Source organism: Brevundimonas vesicularis, from assembly GCF_032067225.1.
Lineage (GTDB): Bacteria > Pseudomonadota > Alphaproteobacteria > Caulobacterales > Caulobacteraceae > Brevundimonas > Brevundimonas vesicularis_F.
Genome location: NZ_DAMBJX010000017.1, coordinates 17,904 through 34,244, shown reverse-complemented (window position 1 = coordinate 34,244; position 16,341 = coordinate 17,904). Strand labels below are relative to the sequence as shown.

Annotated in this window: 12 protein-coding genes; 8 read left to right on the top strand and 4 right to left on the bottom strand. The window is 67.3% G+C overall.

Translation table 11 applies throughout. From position 1 onward, the window contains the following. Window positions 1-15: 15 nt before the first annotated feature. Complete coding sequence (locus RT123_RS06195; protein WP_313008372.1) at window positions 16-4,872, bottom strand: NAD-glutamate dehydrogenase; 4,857 nt, start codon at window positions 4,870-4,872, stop codon at window positions 16-18. Between the two features lie 449 nt (window positions 4,873-5,321). Between RT123_RS06195 and RT123_RS06190 the strand changes: the two genes are divergently transcribed. Beyond that, window positions 5,322-6,218 carry a hypothetical protein gene (locus tag RT123_RS06190; RefSeq protein ID WP_313008371.1) on the top strand — a complete coding sequence of 299 codons (897 nt, stop codon included), beginning with the start codon at window positions 5,322-5,324 and terminating at the stop codon, window positions 6,216-6,218. Here the strand turns inward: RT123_RS06190 and RT123_RS06185 are convergent, their stop codons facing one another. Then, on the bottom strand, window positions 6,219-7,379 hold the full coding sequence (locus RT123_RS06185; RefSeq protein WP_313008370.1) for an aminotransferase class V-fold PLP-dependent enzyme: 1,161 nt from the start codon (window positions 7,377-7,379) through the stop codon (window positions 6,219-6,221). It lies immediately after the preceding gene. Between the two features lie 83 nt (window positions 7,380-7,462). Then, window positions 7,463-10,312, bottom strand: a complete 2,850-nt coding sequence (gene secA / locus RT123_RS06180; protein ID WP_313008369.1) for a preprotein translocase subunit SecA — start codon at window positions 10,310-10,312, stop codon at window positions 7,463-7,465. 244 nt (window positions 10,313-10,556) lie between these two features. Between secA and RT123_RS06175 the strand changes: the two genes are divergently transcribed. From RT123_RS06175 to RT123_RS06160, 4 genes are read left to right on the top strand one after another with little or no spacing between them, the layout of a single operon-like run. Next, complete coding sequence (locus RT123_RS06175) at window positions 10,557-11,453, top strand: peptidylprolyl isomerase (RefSeq protein WP_313008368.1); 897 nt, start codon at window positions 10,557-10,559, stop codon at window positions 11,451-11,453. Window position 11,454: 1 nt separating this feature from the next. Next, window positions 11,455-12,849: a bifunctional glutamate N-acetyltransferase/amino-acid acetyltransferase ArgJ gene (argJ, locus tag RT123_RS06170; protein WP_313008367.1), complete on the top strand. Its 1,395-nt coding sequence runs from the start codon at window positions 11,455-11,457 to the stop codon at window positions 12,847-12,849. Further along, window positions 12,846-13,259 (top strand): (deoxy)nucleoside triphosphate pyrophosphohydrolase, encoded by a 414-nt coding sequence (locus RT123_RS06165; protein WP_091751939.1) that lies wholly within the window; start codon window positions 12,846-12,848, stop codon window positions 13,257-13,259. The genes argJ and RT123_RS06165 overlap by 4 nt, the downstream gene beginning before the upstream one ends. Window positions 13,260-13,284: 25 nt before the next feature. Then, a complete protein-coding gene (locus RT123_RS06160) occupies window positions 13,285-13,473 on the top strand; it encodes a Flp family type IVb pilin (protein ID WP_039246696.1) in 189 nt (62 codons plus the stop codon). Here RT123_RS06160 and RT123_RS06155 read toward each other — a convergent pair. Then, window positions 13,470-14,372, bottom strand: coding sequence for a methyltransferase domain-containing protein (locus tag RT123_RS06155; protein WP_313008365.1), 903 nt, complete (start codon window positions 14,370-14,372; stop codon window positions 13,470-13,472). The two genes, RT123_RS06160 and RT123_RS06155, sit on opposite strands and share 4 nt — an antisense overlap. On the opposite strand from RT123_RS06155, the gene RT123_RS06150 reads away from it, so the two are divergent. The 3 genes from RT123_RS06150 to RT123_RS06140 all read left to right on the top strand — a co-directional run bounded on the left by RT123_RS06150 (window position 14,371) and on the right by RT123_RS06140 (window position 16,337). Continuing rightward, the gene (locus RT123_RS06150) at window positions 14,371-15,165 is read left to right on the top strand and encodes a ComF family protein (protein ID WP_313008364.1); all 795 of its coding nucleotides are present in this window, start codon (window positions 14,371-14,373) and stop codon (window positions 15,163-15,165) included. The two genes, RT123_RS06155 and RT123_RS06150, sit on opposite strands and share 2 nt — an antisense overlap. 71 nt (window positions 15,166-15,236) lie before the next feature. Beyond that, the gene (gene grxC, locus RT123_RS06145; protein ID WP_055755096.1) at window positions 15,237-15,494 is read left to right on the top strand and encodes a glutaredoxin 3; all 258 of its coding nucleotides are present in this window, start codon (window positions 15,237-15,239) and stop codon (window positions 15,492-15,494) included. 3 nt (window positions 15,495-15,497) lie between these two features. Continuing rightward, entirely contained in the window at window positions 15,498-16,337 is an 840-nt protein-coding gene (locus RT123_RS06140; protein WP_313008362.1) for a carbon-nitrogen hydrolase family protein, read from the top strand. The last annotated feature ends 4 nt before the right edge of the window (window positions 16,338-16,341 follow it).

The window sequence follows — 16,341 nt, the reverse complement described above, 5'->3', positions numbered from 1 at the left end:
GCGAAGACCCGCTGCTCAACCATTCACGGCCGCCGTCGCCAGATCGCGGATCGTCGCATTGGCGATGGTCAGTTTGGCGAAGGTCCATCCCGAGCCCGACTGTTCGATCTCGTCCACCGAAGCGCGCACGCCCTCGACCGTCGCCTGTTTGGAGCCGATCCAGGCGTCCACGGCGGCCTCCGCCGCGTCCTCGCTGACGCCAACCGACGGATCGGACGCGCGGGCGACGGCGCGGGTCAGGGCCGCCTGCTCGTTCATCAGGTCCTCGATCAGACGACGGACGGCGAGACGATCGAAATGATCCGCAGACGGAATGGAGCCGGCTGCGGCGCGCAGACGGTCGAAGTCGAAGGCGGCGCCCACCTGGTGATACAGGCGCGCCATGGCTGCGACCGGCCAGTTCGCCTCGTGCGCCAGATCCCCGATGTCGGAGGCGGCGACGAGGGGGCGCATGATGGCGATGCTGCGGGTCAGATCCTCTGGCGCGCCGTGGTCGGCGAAGCGTTTGACGCGCGCATCCAGACGCCCCTGTTCGAAGCGCGAAAGGACCGGCGCGCCCTCGGCCTGCAAGGCGTCGGCGATCGGACGATAGCGGTCGATCAGGGCCTGGACCGACAGACCGCCCTTGGCGCGGCGGGCCAGCCAGAAGGTCTGACGACGCAGGACGACGGCGATCTCTTGATAGAGGGCGATCTGCGCCTCGGCCGAAATCTTGCGGTCCAGGGCCGAAACGGCGTCCCAGGCTTCGTCCAGACGGAAGACGCGGCGCGCGGCCTCGAAGGCGATGATCAGGGCGGTGGTGTCGCATTCCGCCGAGCCGCGCAGGCGGTCGGGGAAAGTCGGGCCGCACATGTTGACGACTTCATTGGCCATGACGGTGGCGATGATCTCGCGCCGCAGACGGTGGCTCTTCATCTCCGGTTCGAACCGGGCCAAGGCCTCGGGGAAGTAGCGGACCAGGATCTGTTCGAAGAAGGGATCCTCGGGCGCCTGAGAGGCGACGATATCGTCCGACAGCTCCAGCTTGGCGTAGGCCATCAGGACGGCCAGCTCGGGCCGCGCCAGCGGGATGCCCGCCGTCATCAGCTCCTTGACGCGGGCGTCGTTGGGCAGGCCCTCGACTTTGCGGTCGAGCTTTCCGCGCGCCGAGAGGCTCTGCATGAACCGCTGCTGAGCGTCCAGGGCGCCGACGCCTTCGGCCTGTTGCAGGGTCAGGGCCAGGGTCTGGTCGTAGTTGTGGGCCAGCACCTTGAGGCCGACCTCGTCGGTCATGGAGGCCAGAAGCGGCGTGCGCTCCTCGGCCGGCAGGACGCCGTTGGTCACGGCCGAGCCGACCAGGATCTTGATGTTGACCTCGTGGTCGGAGGTGTCGACCCCGGCGGAGTTGTCGATGGCGTCGGTGTTGATGCGGCCGCCGGCCTGACCGAAGGCGATGCGTCCCGCCTGGGTGAAGCCGAGGTTCGCGCCCTCGCCCACCACCTTGACCCGCAGTTCGTCGGCGTTGATGCGCAGGGCGTCGGTGCCCTTGTCCCCGACCTGGGCGTCGGTTTCGGCCGCCGATTTCACATAGGTGCCGATGCCGCCCAGATAGAGCAGTTCGACCGGCGCCTTCAGGATGGCGCGGATTAGGCTGACCGGGTCCAGCTCGTCCTCGGCGATGTCCAGGGCCGCCTTGATCTGCGGCGTCAGCTGGATCGACTTGGCCGAGCGCGAGAAGACGCCGCCGCCCTCCGAGATCAGCGCCTTGTCATAGTCCTGCCAGGACGAGCGCGGCAGGTCGAACAGACGCTTGCGTTCGGTCCAGCTGGTCACATGATCCGGGTTCGGATCAATGAAGATGTCTCGGTGATCGAAGGCGGCGACCAGACGCGTGGCCTTGGACAGGAGGACGCCGTTGCCGAAGACGTCACCGGACATGTCGCCGACGCCGACCATGGTGAAGGGCTGGGTCTGGATGTCCTTGCCCATCTCGCGGAAGTGGCGCTTGACCGCCTCCCATGCGCCGCGCGCCGTGATGCCCATGGCCTTGTGATCATAGCCGATGGAGCCGCCCGAGGCGAAGGCGTCGCCCAGCCAGAAGCCGTAGGAGGCCGAGACGCCGTTGGCGATGTCGGAGAAGGTCGCCGTGCCCTTGTCGGCGGCCACGACCAGATAGGGGTCGTGGCCCTCCCAGGCGATGACATTGGCCGGATGGGTCACCGAACCATCGGCGGCGATATTGTCGGTGATGTCCAGAAGGCCGGACAGGAAGGTGCGATAGGCGCGGATGGCCTCGCCCTGGATGGCCTCGCGGTCCGTCGTGCGGGGCAGTTGCTTGGGATAGAAGCCGCCCTTGGAGCCGACCGGCACAATGACCGCGTTCTTCACCTGCTGCGCCTTGACCAGGCCCAGGACCTCGGTGCGGAAGTCGTCGCGACGGTCCGACCAGCGCAGACCGCCGCGCGCGACGGGACCAAAGCGCAGGTGCACGCCCTCGACGTGCGGCGCCCAGACGAAAATCTCACGATAGGGTTTGGGCAGGGGCAGATCGTCCAGCTCGCGCGAGGCGATCTTGATCGAGATGTGCGGCTTGGGCTGACCGTCGGCGTCCAGCTGGAAATAGTTGGTGCGCTTGATCGCGCCGATCAGGGCGGCGATGCGGCGCAGGGCCCGGTCGTGATCGAGGCTCTTCACGTCCTGCAACAGGGTGACGATCTTAGCGTCCAGCTCGGCGACAGCCAGCGCACGGTCGTCAGCCGAGCCCCCTTCGGGCGCGAACTTGGCCTTGAACAGCGACAGCAGGGCGCGCGCCACGTCGGGGTATTCGCGCAGGGCCTCTTCCTGCACCGTTTGGGAGGGGTCGAGACCCGTCTGCTGGCGATAGTGGGCCAGGGTGCGGATCAGGGCGGCGTCGCGCCATTCCACGCCCAGTTCGATCACCAGACGGTTGAAGCCGTCGCTTTCGTTGCGGCCGGTCCAGACAGCGGCGAAGGCGTCCTCGAACGGGCCCTTCACATCGTCGAAGACCAGCGCCTCGCCACGCGGATCCTCCATCAGGAACTCGTGGACGTGGATCTCCTCCTCGCCCATCGGACGGATCGGATAGCCGTATTCCTCCAGCGTCTTCAGGCCCATGTCGGCCAGGATCGGCAGGACGTCGGACAGGGGAACGGCGGGGCCGCGACGATAGAGTTTGAAGCGGAACTGCAGGCGGCTGTCGTCCGGCGTGCGGAAGGCGCGCACGGCGACGGCCTTGCCCTCGCCGGGCAGACCGGTCTCGTTCAGCCGGTTTACGTATTGCAGGTCGGTCGCGGCCTCATCGGCGTCGTAGCGATCGCGATAGGCGGCGCCGAAGGCGCGGGCCCATTGGGCGCTCAGCGGCCCGACGGCGACTTCCTCGACGCCCGAGCGACGCAGAGCGCCTTCGAAACGATCGACCCAGCCGCGACCGGCCTCGGCGACGTCGGCTTCCAGTTGGGCGGCGTCCGGAATCGGGTGGGCGCCGGGCTCCACGCCGATGATGTAATGGATGCGCACCAGGGGCGCGTCCGACAGTTGCGGATACCAGGCCGAGATGCGGCCGCCCCAGGCGCGGGCGACGATCTGGCCGATGCGTTCGCGCACGGCGGAATCGAACTTCTCGCGCGGGATGAAGCACAGAACCGAGACGAAGCGGTCGAACGGATCCTGGCGCGAGAACAGGCGGATGCGCGGCCGGTCGTAGAGGTGAAGGATGCCCAGGGCGATGGACAGCAGCTCGTCCTCGCTGACCTGGAACAGCTCGTCGCGCGGATAATTCTCAAGGATGTTCTTGAGGCGTTTTTCGTTGTGGCTGCCAGGAGCCTTGTCGGCGCGGGCCAGGGCGTTGGCCACCTTGCGACGCAGCAGCGGCACCTCGGTCGCGAGCTGGTCGTAGGCTTCCGACGTGAACAGGCCGACGAAACGGGTCTCGCCCGTCGCCTTGCCGTCCGGGCCGTAACGTTTGACCCCGACATAGTCCATGTAGGCGCGGCGGTGGACGCGCGAGCGGGCGTTGGCCTTGGCCACCGTCACCGGTTCGCTGAGATCCAGCTGGCGGCGCATCTGGCGCGTCAGGACGGCGGGTTCCGATGCGCGACGCAGCACCGTGCGCTCGGGATCGGCCAGAATGCCCAGGCCGTCGGTGGACAGGCCCAGCGGCGCCTCGGCCTCATAGTCGCCGTCGGCGTTCAGCGGATAGTCGTAGTCGCGCGCGCCCAGGAAGACGAAATGGTCGCTCTTCAGCCATTTCAGGAAGGCGATGTTCTCGGCCAGGACGGCGGGATCGACCGGGGGCGGGGTCTCTTCCAGACGCTGCACGGCCTGGCGCATCAGAGACGTCATGGCGTCATGATCGGCGACGGCGGCGTGAACGTCCGACAGGCTCTGGGCCAGGCCTTCGCCCAAAGCGTCGCGGCGCTCTTGAGGCACGCTGTCGATGACCAGCATGATGATCGACAGGCGGCGGCCGTCGAGCTCGACCACCGGGTGGAACAGGGCGCGCACGGACACGGCGGCCTCGGCCAGGGCGCCCATGACGCTGTCGACCAGGAAGGGAGCGTCGGACTGGACGATGCGCACCAGATCGTAATCCAGCACCTTGTCCGATGCGCCGTGCAGCGGGCCGACGGTGATGGCGGGAGCGGCCGCGTCGGTCGGATAGGACTTGGCGGCGGTCCAGGAGGCGGCGAGCAGGGCGGCCAGATCCTCGCCGCTCAGCTCAGGCGTCTCATCGGCGGAATAGTCTTCGTGCGCCTGGGTCAGATAGGTCTGTTCGACTGCGCCGGGCCCGGTCCCCACGATCTTGGCGAAGGCCGCCTCCAGCGCGGCCTTGGTGATCGGCTGAACGGGTTGGCGCAGATCGTGGGCGGTCATGGACGAGCAGTCTCGAACGACGCGGCAGGGCCGCAAGGGATGCGGCGCGACGGGGCGCCACCCCCGCTGACTAGGCCAGGTCCGGTCGCTCGGGAAGCCCCTGGCGACCGTTCATTGTAATGATCAGTGATCAGGTTGGAATTATTGTGCAGCGCCACAAAGCAGAAAGCCGCCGGACTGGGGGAGTCCGGCGGCCTGCGCGAGCGGCGCCTGGAGGGGAGGGGAGGGCGCCGGCTTCGCTTCGCTGCGGTTCGGAGGGGGAGTGTCCCGCAGCGTCGAAATCGAAAATGGGAAGCCCCCTGCGCCGTTCAAGAGCGGATCGGCCGGAATCTTTCGCGACATTTTGGCGCCTCTGAGAGGCGATGAAGACGTCGGCGAATGCGGGCGACAACGGATTCCGATGCTATGCGTTAGGATGGGTCAACGGTGAAGCTGGAGCACCCGATTACATGCGTCGCTTTTTGATGGGTTCGATCGTGGCGGCCGTGGTCGGCCTGCTGCTCGCCGGCGCCGGATACTGGGCCTATTGGAACTTCTATTCGCGGTTCCAGCCGGTCACCATCAGCCGCAATCAGGCCGAAGTGCAGCAACTGCTGGACGAGGCGTCCTGGGTGTCGGACGGCAGCGGGGGGCAGGCCCTGTATATCGTCACCTATCGCGACAGCGCCTCGGCCCTGCGTTACGCGCGCGACGAGGCGCCCAAGCTGAAGGCGGCGGGGATCGAGACGCGCTACATCCTGTTCGCCCGCCCCGATCTGGAGGGTGCGGCGCAATCGACGGCGGCGGAGCGGGCGAAGGTCGCGGAGCTGTGGCTGACGCGCGACTGGCCGCTTTATCAGCGCTGGATGGCGACGCCGTCGAACAGCTGGACCGCCGCCGGCGTGCCGCAGGCGGACGGCAATCTGGCGCGCACCGCCGTGGTCGAGGCCGGCCGCCGCTTCAACGAACGGCTCAGCCAGCTGCTGAAGGAGTCCGGCGTCGACATCAGCTATCCGCTGATCCTGTGGCGGGACAAGCAGGGCTTCCTCAAGGCCTGCGGCTGCTCGGATCGGCAGGCCTGGGCCTTCATCCGCGACGATGTCGGCGCGCCCGACCGGTTGGGGCAGTCCGACACGGGACCAATCGCGCCCGATGAAGCGGCGCCGGCGCAGGACGCCCGCCCCTCGGCCATGCCCTATCCGGATCTGCCAGCGATCCCTCCGGTCAATGCGCCGACCGGCGGGACCACGCAGACGCCGCCCTCGCCTGAAGCCCGCCCGGCGACCCCGCCCGCATCAAACCGTCCGACGACGCCGCCGCGCACGGCACCGGCGCCCAGCAAGCAGGACGACACGACCTTCTACTGATCAGAGGGATCGGCAAGCCGCGATCAGGCGATCGACGTCCTCGGCGTCCTGATACAGGCCGAATCCGAAGCGGATGACGTCGTCGCGCACATCGGTGACGATGTTCGCCGCCCGCAGACCCGCGCACCAAGCCTGGGCGTCGGGATGACGCAGGGCGAGGAAACGGGCGCGCAACGCCTCGCCCTCGACCGGATTGAGGATTTCGGCTTGCGACAAGACCCCGGCCTGTCCACCCTGAACGGCCTGCTGGAACTTGGTCGCCAGATCGCGCGCATGGGCCGCGATGGCGGCGGTGTCGAGCCCCTGCTGATCCAGCATTCGGCGCACGGCGTTGAAGCGATACAGCGGCGTGCAGTCGAAGGTCGCGCCCCAGAAGCGACCGCCGTCGCTGCGATACTGAACGCCGCCGGGCGGACCCGACAGGTCGCCGAACTCCGCGAACCAGCCGGTGACGACAGGACGCGGGCAGAAGCCGGGCGGGGCGTGCAGGAAGCAGACACCCTCGCCCGACATGGCGTATTTGTAGCCGCCGGAGACATAGAAGACCCGGTCCGCCACCGCCGACAGGTCGGTCGGGGTGGCCATGAAGCCGTGATAGCCGTCGATCAGCACCCAAGGCCCTTCGGGTCTCGCCAGGGGGGCAAGCTCCTCGATCCGGTCGAACAGGCCCCCGGTGCGGAAGAACACCTGGCTGACCACGATCCAGTCGTAACCGCCCCTGGACGCCTCGGCGACGAAGCGGTCGGCGAAGGTGTCGAAGGGCGCGAGCGGAACGCGCGTGACCACCGCCGCCCCGACCTCTTCCCACCGTTCGGCCTGACGACGGAAGGAGTGAAATTCGCCGTCGGTCGCCAGAATGCGGACCGGCTTGGTCTCAACGCCCGAAAACAGACGCAGCAGGAAGTCGTGGGTGTTGGACGAAAAGACGATACTGTCGGGCGAGGGCAGTGCCAGCTCGGCCGCGACATGGGCCTGGGCCTCGGGGATCACCTGACCGAAGACGAGATCCCACTTGTGGTCGGCATGCAGGTTGGCGTCGAGCCAGGTCTGCTGCTGCGCCTCGAAACTGGCGTCGGGCCACAGGTGATGGCTGTGCGCGGCGAAATGCAGCCGACCGGGCGCCGCTGACAGGGCGCGGGAGAAGAGGGACTTGTAGGTCATCCCTCTTCTTTAGGACATCTCACCCAGCGCTCAAGCAGCGAGCCGCCACGCGGCGAGCGATAGCGCCCCGGGTAGCGCGCCTCTTAAACCAGCGCGCCGTGGCAGTGTTTGAACTTGCGGCCCGAGCCGCAGGGGCAGGGGGAGTTGCGGCCGGTCATTTCCCAGCCGGGCGGCAGGGCCTCGATCGGCAGTTTGGAGCGGTCGTCGCCGATCAGCGTGCCTTCGGGGTTCTGGGCCGACGGATTGGCCATCTCGTTCTCGCCGGTGCCGGGGTTCAGGTGGATTTCCTGGAACTCGGGCAATTCGGGCGGAGCCTGGAAGCGGAACTCGACCGTCATCAGCCAGCGGGTGACGTTGTGGCGCAGGTCGTAGAGCAGGTTCTCGAACAGCGAGAAGGCTTCGGTCTTGTATTCGTTCAGCGGGTCGCGCTGGCCATAGCCGCGCAGGCCGATGACGCCGCGCAGGTGGTCCAGATGGACCAGGTGCTCGCGCCACTGCATGTCGATCATCTGCAACATGAACTGCTTTTCCAGACCGCGAGTCTGGTCGGCGCCGATCTGTTCCAGACGTTCGGCGGCGCGAGCGTCGGCGGCGGCCAGCAGCCGCTCCTCGATCTCCTCGTTCGACACGCCTTCCTCGGCGGCCCAGTCGTGCAGCGGCAGTTCAAGCCCCAGGGTCGAGCGGACCTTTTCGTCCAGGCCGTCGATGTCCCACTGCTCGGCATAGGCCTTGGGCGGCATATAGCGTTCGACCAGGTCCGACACGACATCGCGGCGGAAGTCGCCGACCAGTTCCGACAGATCCTCGGAGTCCATGAACTCCTGACGCTGTTCGAACACGGCCTTGCGCTGGTCGTTCACGACATCGTCGTATTTCAGCAGGTTCTTGCGGATGTCGTAGTTGCGGGTCTCGACGCGCTTCTGGGCGGTCTCGATGGCGCGGTTCAGCCAAGGGTGGGTGATGGCCTCGCCCTCAGCCACGCCGAAGGTCTTCATGATCGAGTCGAGGCGGTCGCCGGCGAAGATGCGCAGCAGGTCGTCCTCGCACGACAGGTAGAATTTCGAGGTGCCGGGGTCGCCCTGACGGCCGGTGCGGCCGCGCAGCTGGTTGTCGATGCGGCGGCTCTCGTGGCGCTCGGTGCCCAGGACGAACAGGCCGCCCGCCTCCAGCGCGATCTTCTTCTGGACGGCGATCTCGGCCTTGAACTCGGCCTCCTTGGCCGTTTCCATTTCCGGCGTGACCTCGACGGCCGTGTTGCGCTGTTCCAGCAGCCACTTCTGCATCTTCATCTCGAGGTTGCCCCCGAGCTGAATGTCGGTGCCGCGGCCCGCCATGTTGGTGGCGATGGTCACCACGCCCGGCAGGCCGGCGTCGGCGACGATGTAGGCTTCCTGCTCGTGCTGGCGCGCGTTCAGGACGCTGTGCGGAATGCCGCGCAGCTTAGTCTCGTAGGTGATGTCATAGGCGGCGTCACCGATCTTCTCGGCTTCCTTGGCCTTGCCCGCATATTCCGGCTTCAGCGTGCGCGAGGTCTCGACCTTGTATTCGAAGCGGCTCAGCAGGTCCGACAGCTGTTCCGAACGCTCGATCGATACGGTGCCGACCAGGATCGGCTGACCGGCGAGGTGGCATTCGGCGATCTGGCGCGCGATGGCCTGGTTCTTCTCGGCATGGGTCCGATAAACCTCGTCGTCATAGTCCTTGCGCTGGATCGGCCGGTTGGTCGGCACTTCCAGCACGTCCATTTTGTAGATGTCGCCGAATTCCTGGGCTTCGGTCGCGGCCGTGCCGGTCATGCCCGACAGCTTTTCGTACAGGCGGAAGTAGTTCTGGATCGTCACCGAGGCCAAGGTCTGGTTCTCGGGCTGGATCTTGACGTCTTCCTTGGCCTCAATGGCCTGGTGCAGGCCTTCGGACAGGCGGCGGCCAGTCATCATGCGGCCGGTGAACTCGTCGATCAGGACGATCTCGCCGCCCTTGATGATATAGTCCTTGTCACGCTGATACAGGGTGTTGGCGCGCAGGGCCTGGTTGGCGTGGTGAACCAGGCTGATGTTGGCGGCGTCGTACAGGCCGGTGGTGTCGGCGGCGAAGTGACCGCCGGCCTCCAGGGCCTCTTCCATCCGCTCGGAGCCCAGCTCGGTCAGCAGGACCTGCTTCTGCTTCTCGTCGAGCTCGAAGGTGTCCTTGTCCTTGATCAGATCTTTAATCAGGCCGTCGAGGATTTTGTAGAGATCCGAACGGTCCTCGGTCGGGCCTGAGATGATCAGAGGCGTGCGCGCCTCGTCGATCAGGATGGAGTCGACCTCGTCGACGATGGCGAAGTTGTGCGGACGCTGCACCATCTCGCGCCGGTCATAGACCAGGTTGTCGCGCAGATAGTCGAAGCCGAACTCGTTGTTGGTGCCGTAGGTGACGTCGGCGTTGTAGGCCTGCTGGCGCTGGCCCTGGCTGAGGCCGTTGACGATGACGCCGACCTCAAGACCGAGGAAGCGATAGACCTTGCCCATCGTCTCGGCGTCGCGGCGGGCCAGGTAGTCGTTGACGGTGATGACGTGCACGCCCTTGCCGGGCAGAGCGTTCAGATAGACCGGCGCCACGGCGACCAGGGTCTTGCCTTCGCCGGTCCGCATTTCGGCGATGCCGCCTTCATGCAGGATCATGCCGCCGGCCAGCTGAACGTCGTACTGACGCTGGCCCAGCACGCGCTTGGAGGCTTCGCGCACGACCGCAAAGGCTTCGGGCAGGATCTTGTCCAGGGTCTCGCCGTTCGCCAGCCGATCGCGGAAGGCGTCGGTCATCATCCGCAGTTCGTCGTCGGACAGGGCGGCGAACTTGGGCTCCAGCGCATTGATGCGCTGGGCGTGGTCCTGGAAGGCCTTGACCTTGCGGTCGTTGGAAGAGCCGAAAAGTTTCTTGGCGAAGCCGAGCATATTGGATCCGGTAAGCGGTCGAGCGTCTGCGAGCTGAGCGGCTCTGAAATCCCGTGAGGGGCGGCGATACGGACGCCGTGAGAGAGGCCCTGACCGACCGCAGCCCCGGAGCGCCGCATCAGGCGCGCGCGAAGGGCCGCGCAGACGATCAAAACCCCTCGACTTGGGCGCAGGCGGGACTTAAGCACCGGCCTAACCCCTGTCAACGCGAGGGGCTTTCGGCCGCCTTCGACGGAGCGCCCCCTTGACCCCCTTCCGGCGATCTTCACGCATCCTGACGGCGGCCTTGCTGACGGCGGCGCTTTTGACCGCCGCCTGTTCGCGCGGCGGCGACAACCGGCCGCCCGAACAGGGGGACCAGGTCGTGGCCACGGTCCAGGACGAGACCATCTGGGCTTCGGACGTGAAGCGCGAGGCGGTGGCGCAAGGCCTGATCGGCGAGGACGAGGCGCTGGATACGACGTCGGATCTCTTCCGCCGGGTGCTGGACGAGGTGATCGACCAAAAGCTGCTGGCCGGAGAGGCGCAGCGGCGGCGGCTGGACTCTTCACCTCTGGCGCAGCGGCGTCTGGAAGCGACGCGCGAACGCATCCTGGGCGACATGTTGGTCGAGAGCGTGGTCAACAAGGCCGTCTCGGACCAGGCGGTGCAGACCCTTTATAATGAGCAGCTGCGGCTGGCGAAGACCTCGGAAGAAATCCGCGTGCGGCTGATCCTGTCGCGCACCAAGCCCGAGGCGGACGCCGTGATCGGCATTCTGGGCCAGGGCGCTGGCTTCGAGGCGGTGGCGGCGGAGCGGTCGATCGACGAGGCGACGCGGTTTTCCGGCGGGGATCTGGGCTATTCGACGCTGGATGTGATGCCCCAAGCCTATGCCGACGCCCTGCGCGACAAGCCGGCCGGATCGACCGTCGGGCCTTTCCAGACCGAGGGCGGCTGGGCCGTTCTGAGGGTTGAAGACCGGCGCAAGGAAAACCCGCCGACGCTGGAACAGGCCCGACCGCAGATCGTGCGCTATCTGACCTATGAGGGCGTGCGACAATTGCTGGAACAACTGCGCGGCAAGGCCAAGGTGGATGTCCGCCTGCCCGCGCAGACGCCGCCCGCATCGCCTGCTCCTTCCGCTCCTCCGGGCGCCTGACATGACCAAGCCTCCCTCCACGACCGGCCAGAAGATCGAGCATGCGTTCGAAAAGGCGCTGGACCCGTTCGCTACGGCGCTAAAGCGCGCCACCCGCACGCCGGGATCGGATGCCGCCCCGGCCGCTGCGCCTGCGCCGGCCGCCGCCGGCAAGCCGGGTCTGGCCATCTCGCCCCTGGCCGTGCAGTTCCCGACCATTCCGCCGATCGGCGGGGTCGAGATCGCGACCGCGCGCGCCGGCTTCTACAAGCATGAACGCGACGATCTGGTGGTGTTCCGGTTCGCGCGTGGGACCAGCTGCGCCGGGGTCTTCACCCGCCACAAGATCGGCTCGGCGCCCGTGGACTGGTGCAAGAAGCATCTGGCCGGGGCCGAGGGCGGCAAGGATGTGCGCGCCCTGGTGATCAACGCCGGATGCGCCAACGCCTTCACCGGTAAGGCCGGCGCGGACGCGGCGCGGCGCACGGCCTCTGAGGTCGCCAAACGGTTCGGCTGTCGTCAGCGCGACGTCATGCTGGCCTCGACCGGGGTGATCGGGGTGGTGCTGGACGACAAGAAGATCGTCGCCAAACTGCCCGAGATCGAGAACGGACTGGAGGCGGACGCCTGGACCCGGGCCGGTCGCGGCATCATGACCACCGACACCTTCCCCAAGGGCTCTTACGCCGAGGCCGAGATCGAGGGCTACAGGGTCCGGATCGCCGGCATCGCCAAGGGATCGGGGATGATCGCGCCGGACATGGCGACCATGCTGGCCTTCATCGTCACCGATGCGGACATCCATCCGAACGTGCTGCAGGCTCTGCTGGGCCTGCATGTACGCACCACCTTCAACAGCGTGACGGTGGATGGCGACACCTCGACCAACGACACGGCCCTGCTGTTCGCCACCGGCACCTCGGGCGCGCCGCGCATCGGGCGGGTCGGGGATCGCCGGCTGAAGAGTTTCTCGGCCGCCTTGGACAAGGTCATGTTGGACCTGGCGCACCAGCTAGTGCGCGACGGCGAAGGCGCGACCAAGTTCGTCAAGGTGACGGTAGACGGGGCCGCCTCGCCCGCCTCGGCCCGCAAGCTGGCCAAGTCCATCGCCGACAGCCCGCTGGTCAAGACCGCGATCGCCGGTCAGGACGCCAACTGGGGCCGGGTCGTCATGGCGGTGGGCAAGACCGAGGAGCCGGTCGACCGCGACCGCCTGGCCATTAAGTTCGGTCCGCACCAGGCCGCCGTCGACGGCGCCCCGTCCCCGACCTACGACGAGGCCAAGATGACCGCCTATATGAAGAACCCCGAGATCGACATCACCGTCGACGTGGGTTCGGGCCGGGCGTCGGCGACCGTGTGGACCTGCGATCTGACCAAGGGCTACATCGAGATCAACGGCGACTATCGCTCGTGACCGCTGCGTCGCTTCCCACCGTCCTGGTCGTCGCCGTCGCCCTGATTGACGTGGATGGGCGGGTTCTGATCGCCAAGCGTCCCGAGGGCAAGAAGCTGGCCGGTCTGTGGGAGTTTCCGGGCGGCAAGGTCGAGCCCGGAGAGCGGCCTGAACAGGCCCTGATCCGCGAGCTGAAGGAAGAGCTGGGCATCGACGTCAGCGAAAACTGTCTGTCGCCGTTCGTTTTCGCCAGTCACGCTTACGATTCGTTTCACCTGTTGATGCCATTGTATCTGTGCCGACGGTGGGACGGCGTGGTCACGGCGCGTGAACACGACGGCCTGGCCTGGGTGAAGCCGAGCAAACTTTCGGACTATCCCATGCCCCCGGCGGACGAACCTCTGGTCGCCTGGTTGCGCGACCTGCTCTGACCACCGCCGACCAGGGAGGCCGGCCATGCGACGTCTTATCGGCCGGTTCCTGCGCAATGAGAGCGGGGCCACAGCCATCGAATACGGGCTGCTCTGCGCCCTGATCTTCCTGGCGATCGTGACCTCGATCAGCGCCTTGGCGAACAGCCAGAACGGCGGCCTGGCCGCGACGGTGAATAAGCTGAGCGCCGCCATACAGGCCGCAATCAGCTAGTCCGGCTCTTCGCCCGTCATTTCCTTGACGCCCAGCGCATCGGCCAGCCGCGTCTTGGCCGAGCCGCGCGGCAGAGGCTTCTGCTGGCTGTCGTGCGGCTTCCAGCCGGCCAGATGGATGATCTCGAATGTCGCAGGAATGCGGCCGTCGTCGAGACCGTAGCGCTCGGCATAGAGGGCGGCGGCGCGCGCCACGATGCGGCGGCTCAGCGGCCGAACGGGTCCGTGCAGCACATTGGTCTCGCCCATGGCGCGCAGGTCGCGGATCAGGGCGAACAGGTCGGCGTAGCGGACAGTGAAGCGGTCCACGTCCGATACCGGCAGGGCGAACCCGGCGCGTTGCAAGAGGGCCGCCCCGTCATAGCCGTCAGCGAAGGGCGAAACCCGCGCCTGGGCGCCGCCGCGCTCCTGCAGTTCGACCTCGGTCAGGACGGCGCGAAGCTCTTTCAGCGTGCCCGCGCCGAACAGCGTGCCGATGAACAGGCCGTCCGGTTTCAACGCGCGCCGGATTTGGGCCAGGGCGCCGGGCAGGTCGTTGGCCCAGTGAAGGGTCAAAAGGGAGACGATCAGATCGGTCGAGGCGTCGGCCAGCGGCAACGCCTCCGCCCCCGGCGCTGCGCGTTGGGCCAGAGAGACGGGCGTCTGGACGGGGCCGACCCGTCCAGCGGCGTCGCTGGACCGGACCGCCGCATCGAACACGCCTGGATGGGCGGACAGATCGACCGTAACGGGAAAATCGCGCAATATGGCTTCCAAGCTTTCGGCGGCGTTGGCGGCGGCGCGGGCGTGCAGGAAGTCGGCCTGGGGGAACTGGGCGGCGGACCGCGCCAGCCGCGCCTGACGTCGAACGGCGTCGAAGATGCGAGGGGGGCCGTCGGAAGGGGATTGGAGGGCGGTCATGGACGCACAGGATGGGGGCTGGCGACGCGCCTGGGAAGGGGCGGGGCGTCACTTGCGCGGAGCGGGGCGGGGACTGGCCGACCTGATCCTGCCGCCGATGGCGCACGACAGCCGAGAGGCGACGGCTGCGGCCGGTCTGACGCCCGACGCCTGGAGCCTGATCAGATTTCTGGAGGCGCCGGTCTGCGACGGTTGCGGGGCGGCCTTCGACTTTGACGGCGGCGCCTTCGCCGAGGATCGCTGCGCCGCCTGTATCGCCAAACCCTACGCCTTCGAGAGGGCGCGGGCGGCCTGCCTGTATGATGAGGCGTCGCGCAGCCTGATCCTGAGGTTCAAGCACGGGGACCAGCAGCAGTTCGCTCCGCTGTTCGCGCGCTGGATCGAACGCGCCGCCGCCGATCTGGTCGAAGACGCGGACGTGGTCCTTCCCGTGCCGCTGCATCGTTTTCGCCTGTTGTCGCGACGGTTCAATCAGGCGGCCGAAATCGCCCGGCCGCTGGCCCGGCACGCCGGCCGCGACTATTTGCCCGACGCCCTGGTCCGCACGACCCACACGACCAGCCAGGGCGGCAAGAGCCAGCGCGGGCGGCGGGTGAACGTCAAGAAGGCCTTCGCTGTGACCGAGGCGGGCCGGCGTCGGATCCGGGGACGACGCATCCTTCTGATCGACGATGTGTTGACCACGGGCGCGACCGGAGAGGCCTGCGCGCGCGCCCTGATCGACGCCGGAGCGCGCGCCGTGGATCTCGCCGTCATCGCGCGGGTGCGAAACGCCCGTGAACTGACTATGTGAAGGGTGCCCTATCGTTCGCCGCGCGGCGGCTCGCGGCTTGAGGCGCTGGATTTTATATTGGAGATCTGAACTTGGCCGACGTCGTCATCTACACCAAGCCTGGCTGCCCCTACTGCTTCAGCGCCATGTCGCTGCTGAAGAAAAAGGGCGTGGACTATACGGAGATCGTCGCCTCCAACGATCCCGACAAGAAGGCCGAGATGGTCGAGAAGTCGGGCGGCCGCATGACCTTCCCGCAAATCTTCATCGACGGTCAGCACGTCGGCGGTTCCGACGACATCCACGCGCTGGATCGCGACGGCAAGCTGGACGGACTTCTGGCCGCTTGATCCATGAGCAGCGGGCTCGACATCGCCCTGATACAGACGCGCACGCCGGCGACGGCGCGAGCGGCTCTGGCGCATGTCGAGCCGCTGATCCGCGAGGCGGCGTCTGGCGGAGCGAAGTTCATCCTGACGCCCGAGGGGACCAATGTCCTGGAGCAGCGCCGAGACCGGCGCGATGCGGCGATCACGACCGAGGACCAGGACGTCGCCGTGCTGGGCCTGCGTCGTCTGGCGGCGGAACTGGGCGTCTGGCTGCTGATCGGTTCGGCCATCGTCCGGTCGGGCCAGGCGGGAGACGGCCGCGCCGCCAATCGGTCGCTGCTGATCGATGGGTCGGGCGGGATCGTGGCCCGATACGACAAGCTGCATGTCTTCGACGTGAACCTGCCCAATGGCGAAACCTATCGCGAAAGCGCGACGGTGAGGCCAGGCGACGGGGCGTCGGTGGCGGACACGCCCTGGGGCCGGCTGGGCCTGACCATCTGCTACGACATCCGCTTTCCCCATCTGCATCGCCAGCTGGCCAAGGCCGGGGCGTCGATGATCACCGTGCCGGCCGCCTTCACCGCCCCGACCGGAGAGGCGCATTGGGAAACCCTGCTACGCGCCCGCGCTATCGAGACGGGCGCCTTCGTCTTGGCCCCGGCGCAGGGCGGATTGCACGAGGACGGCCGTCGCACCTGGGGGCGATCCACCGTCGTCGGCCCTTGGGGCGAGATCATCGCCAAGGCGGATCATGACGAACCTTCCATCATGCGTGCGAAACTGGACATGGAAGCCGTGGCCAGGGCGCGCGCCGCCGTGCCCAGCCTGACCCACGATCGCGATTTCCTGCCCGCCACCTGACGCC

Excerpts from the sequence above, each read along its gene's own strand:
- RT123_RS06195 (WP_313008372.1), bottom strand. The coding sequence starts at position 4,872 with ATGACCGCCCACGATCTGCGCCAACCCGTTCAGCCGATCACCAAGGCC.
- RT123_RS06190 (WP_313008371.1), top strand. The coding sequence starts at position 5,322 with ATGCGTCGCTTTTTGATGGGTTCGATCGTGGCGGCCGTGGTCGGCCTG.
- RT123_RS06185 (WP_313008370.1), bottom strand. The coding sequence starts at position 7,379 with ATGACCTACAAGTCCCTCTTCTCCCGCGCCCTGTCAGCGGCGCCCGGT.
- secA (WP_313008369.1), bottom strand. The coding sequence starts at position 10,312 with ATGCTCGGCTTCGCCAAGAAACTTTTCGGCTCTTCCAACGACCGCAAG.
- argJ (WP_313008367.1), top strand. The coding sequence starts at position 11,455 with ATGACCAAGCCTCCCTCCACGACCGGCCAGAAGATCGAGCATGCGTTC.
- RT123_RS06160 (WP_039246696.1), top strand. The coding sequence starts at position 13,285 with ATGCGACGTCTTATCGGCCGGTTCCTGCGCAATGAGAGCGGGGCCACA.
- RT123_RS06150 (WP_313008364.1), top strand. The coding sequence starts at position 14,371 with ATGGACGCACAGGATGGGGGCTGGCGACGCGCCTGGGAAGGGGCGGGG.
- RT123_RS06155 (WP_313008365.1), bottom strand. The coding sequence starts at position 14,372 with ATGACCGCCCTCCAATCCCCTTCCGACGGCCCCCCTCGCATCTTCGAC.
- RT123_RS06140 (WP_313008362.1), top strand. The coding sequence starts at position 15,498 with ATGAGCAGCGGGCTCGACATCGCCCTGATACAGACGCGCACGCCGGCG.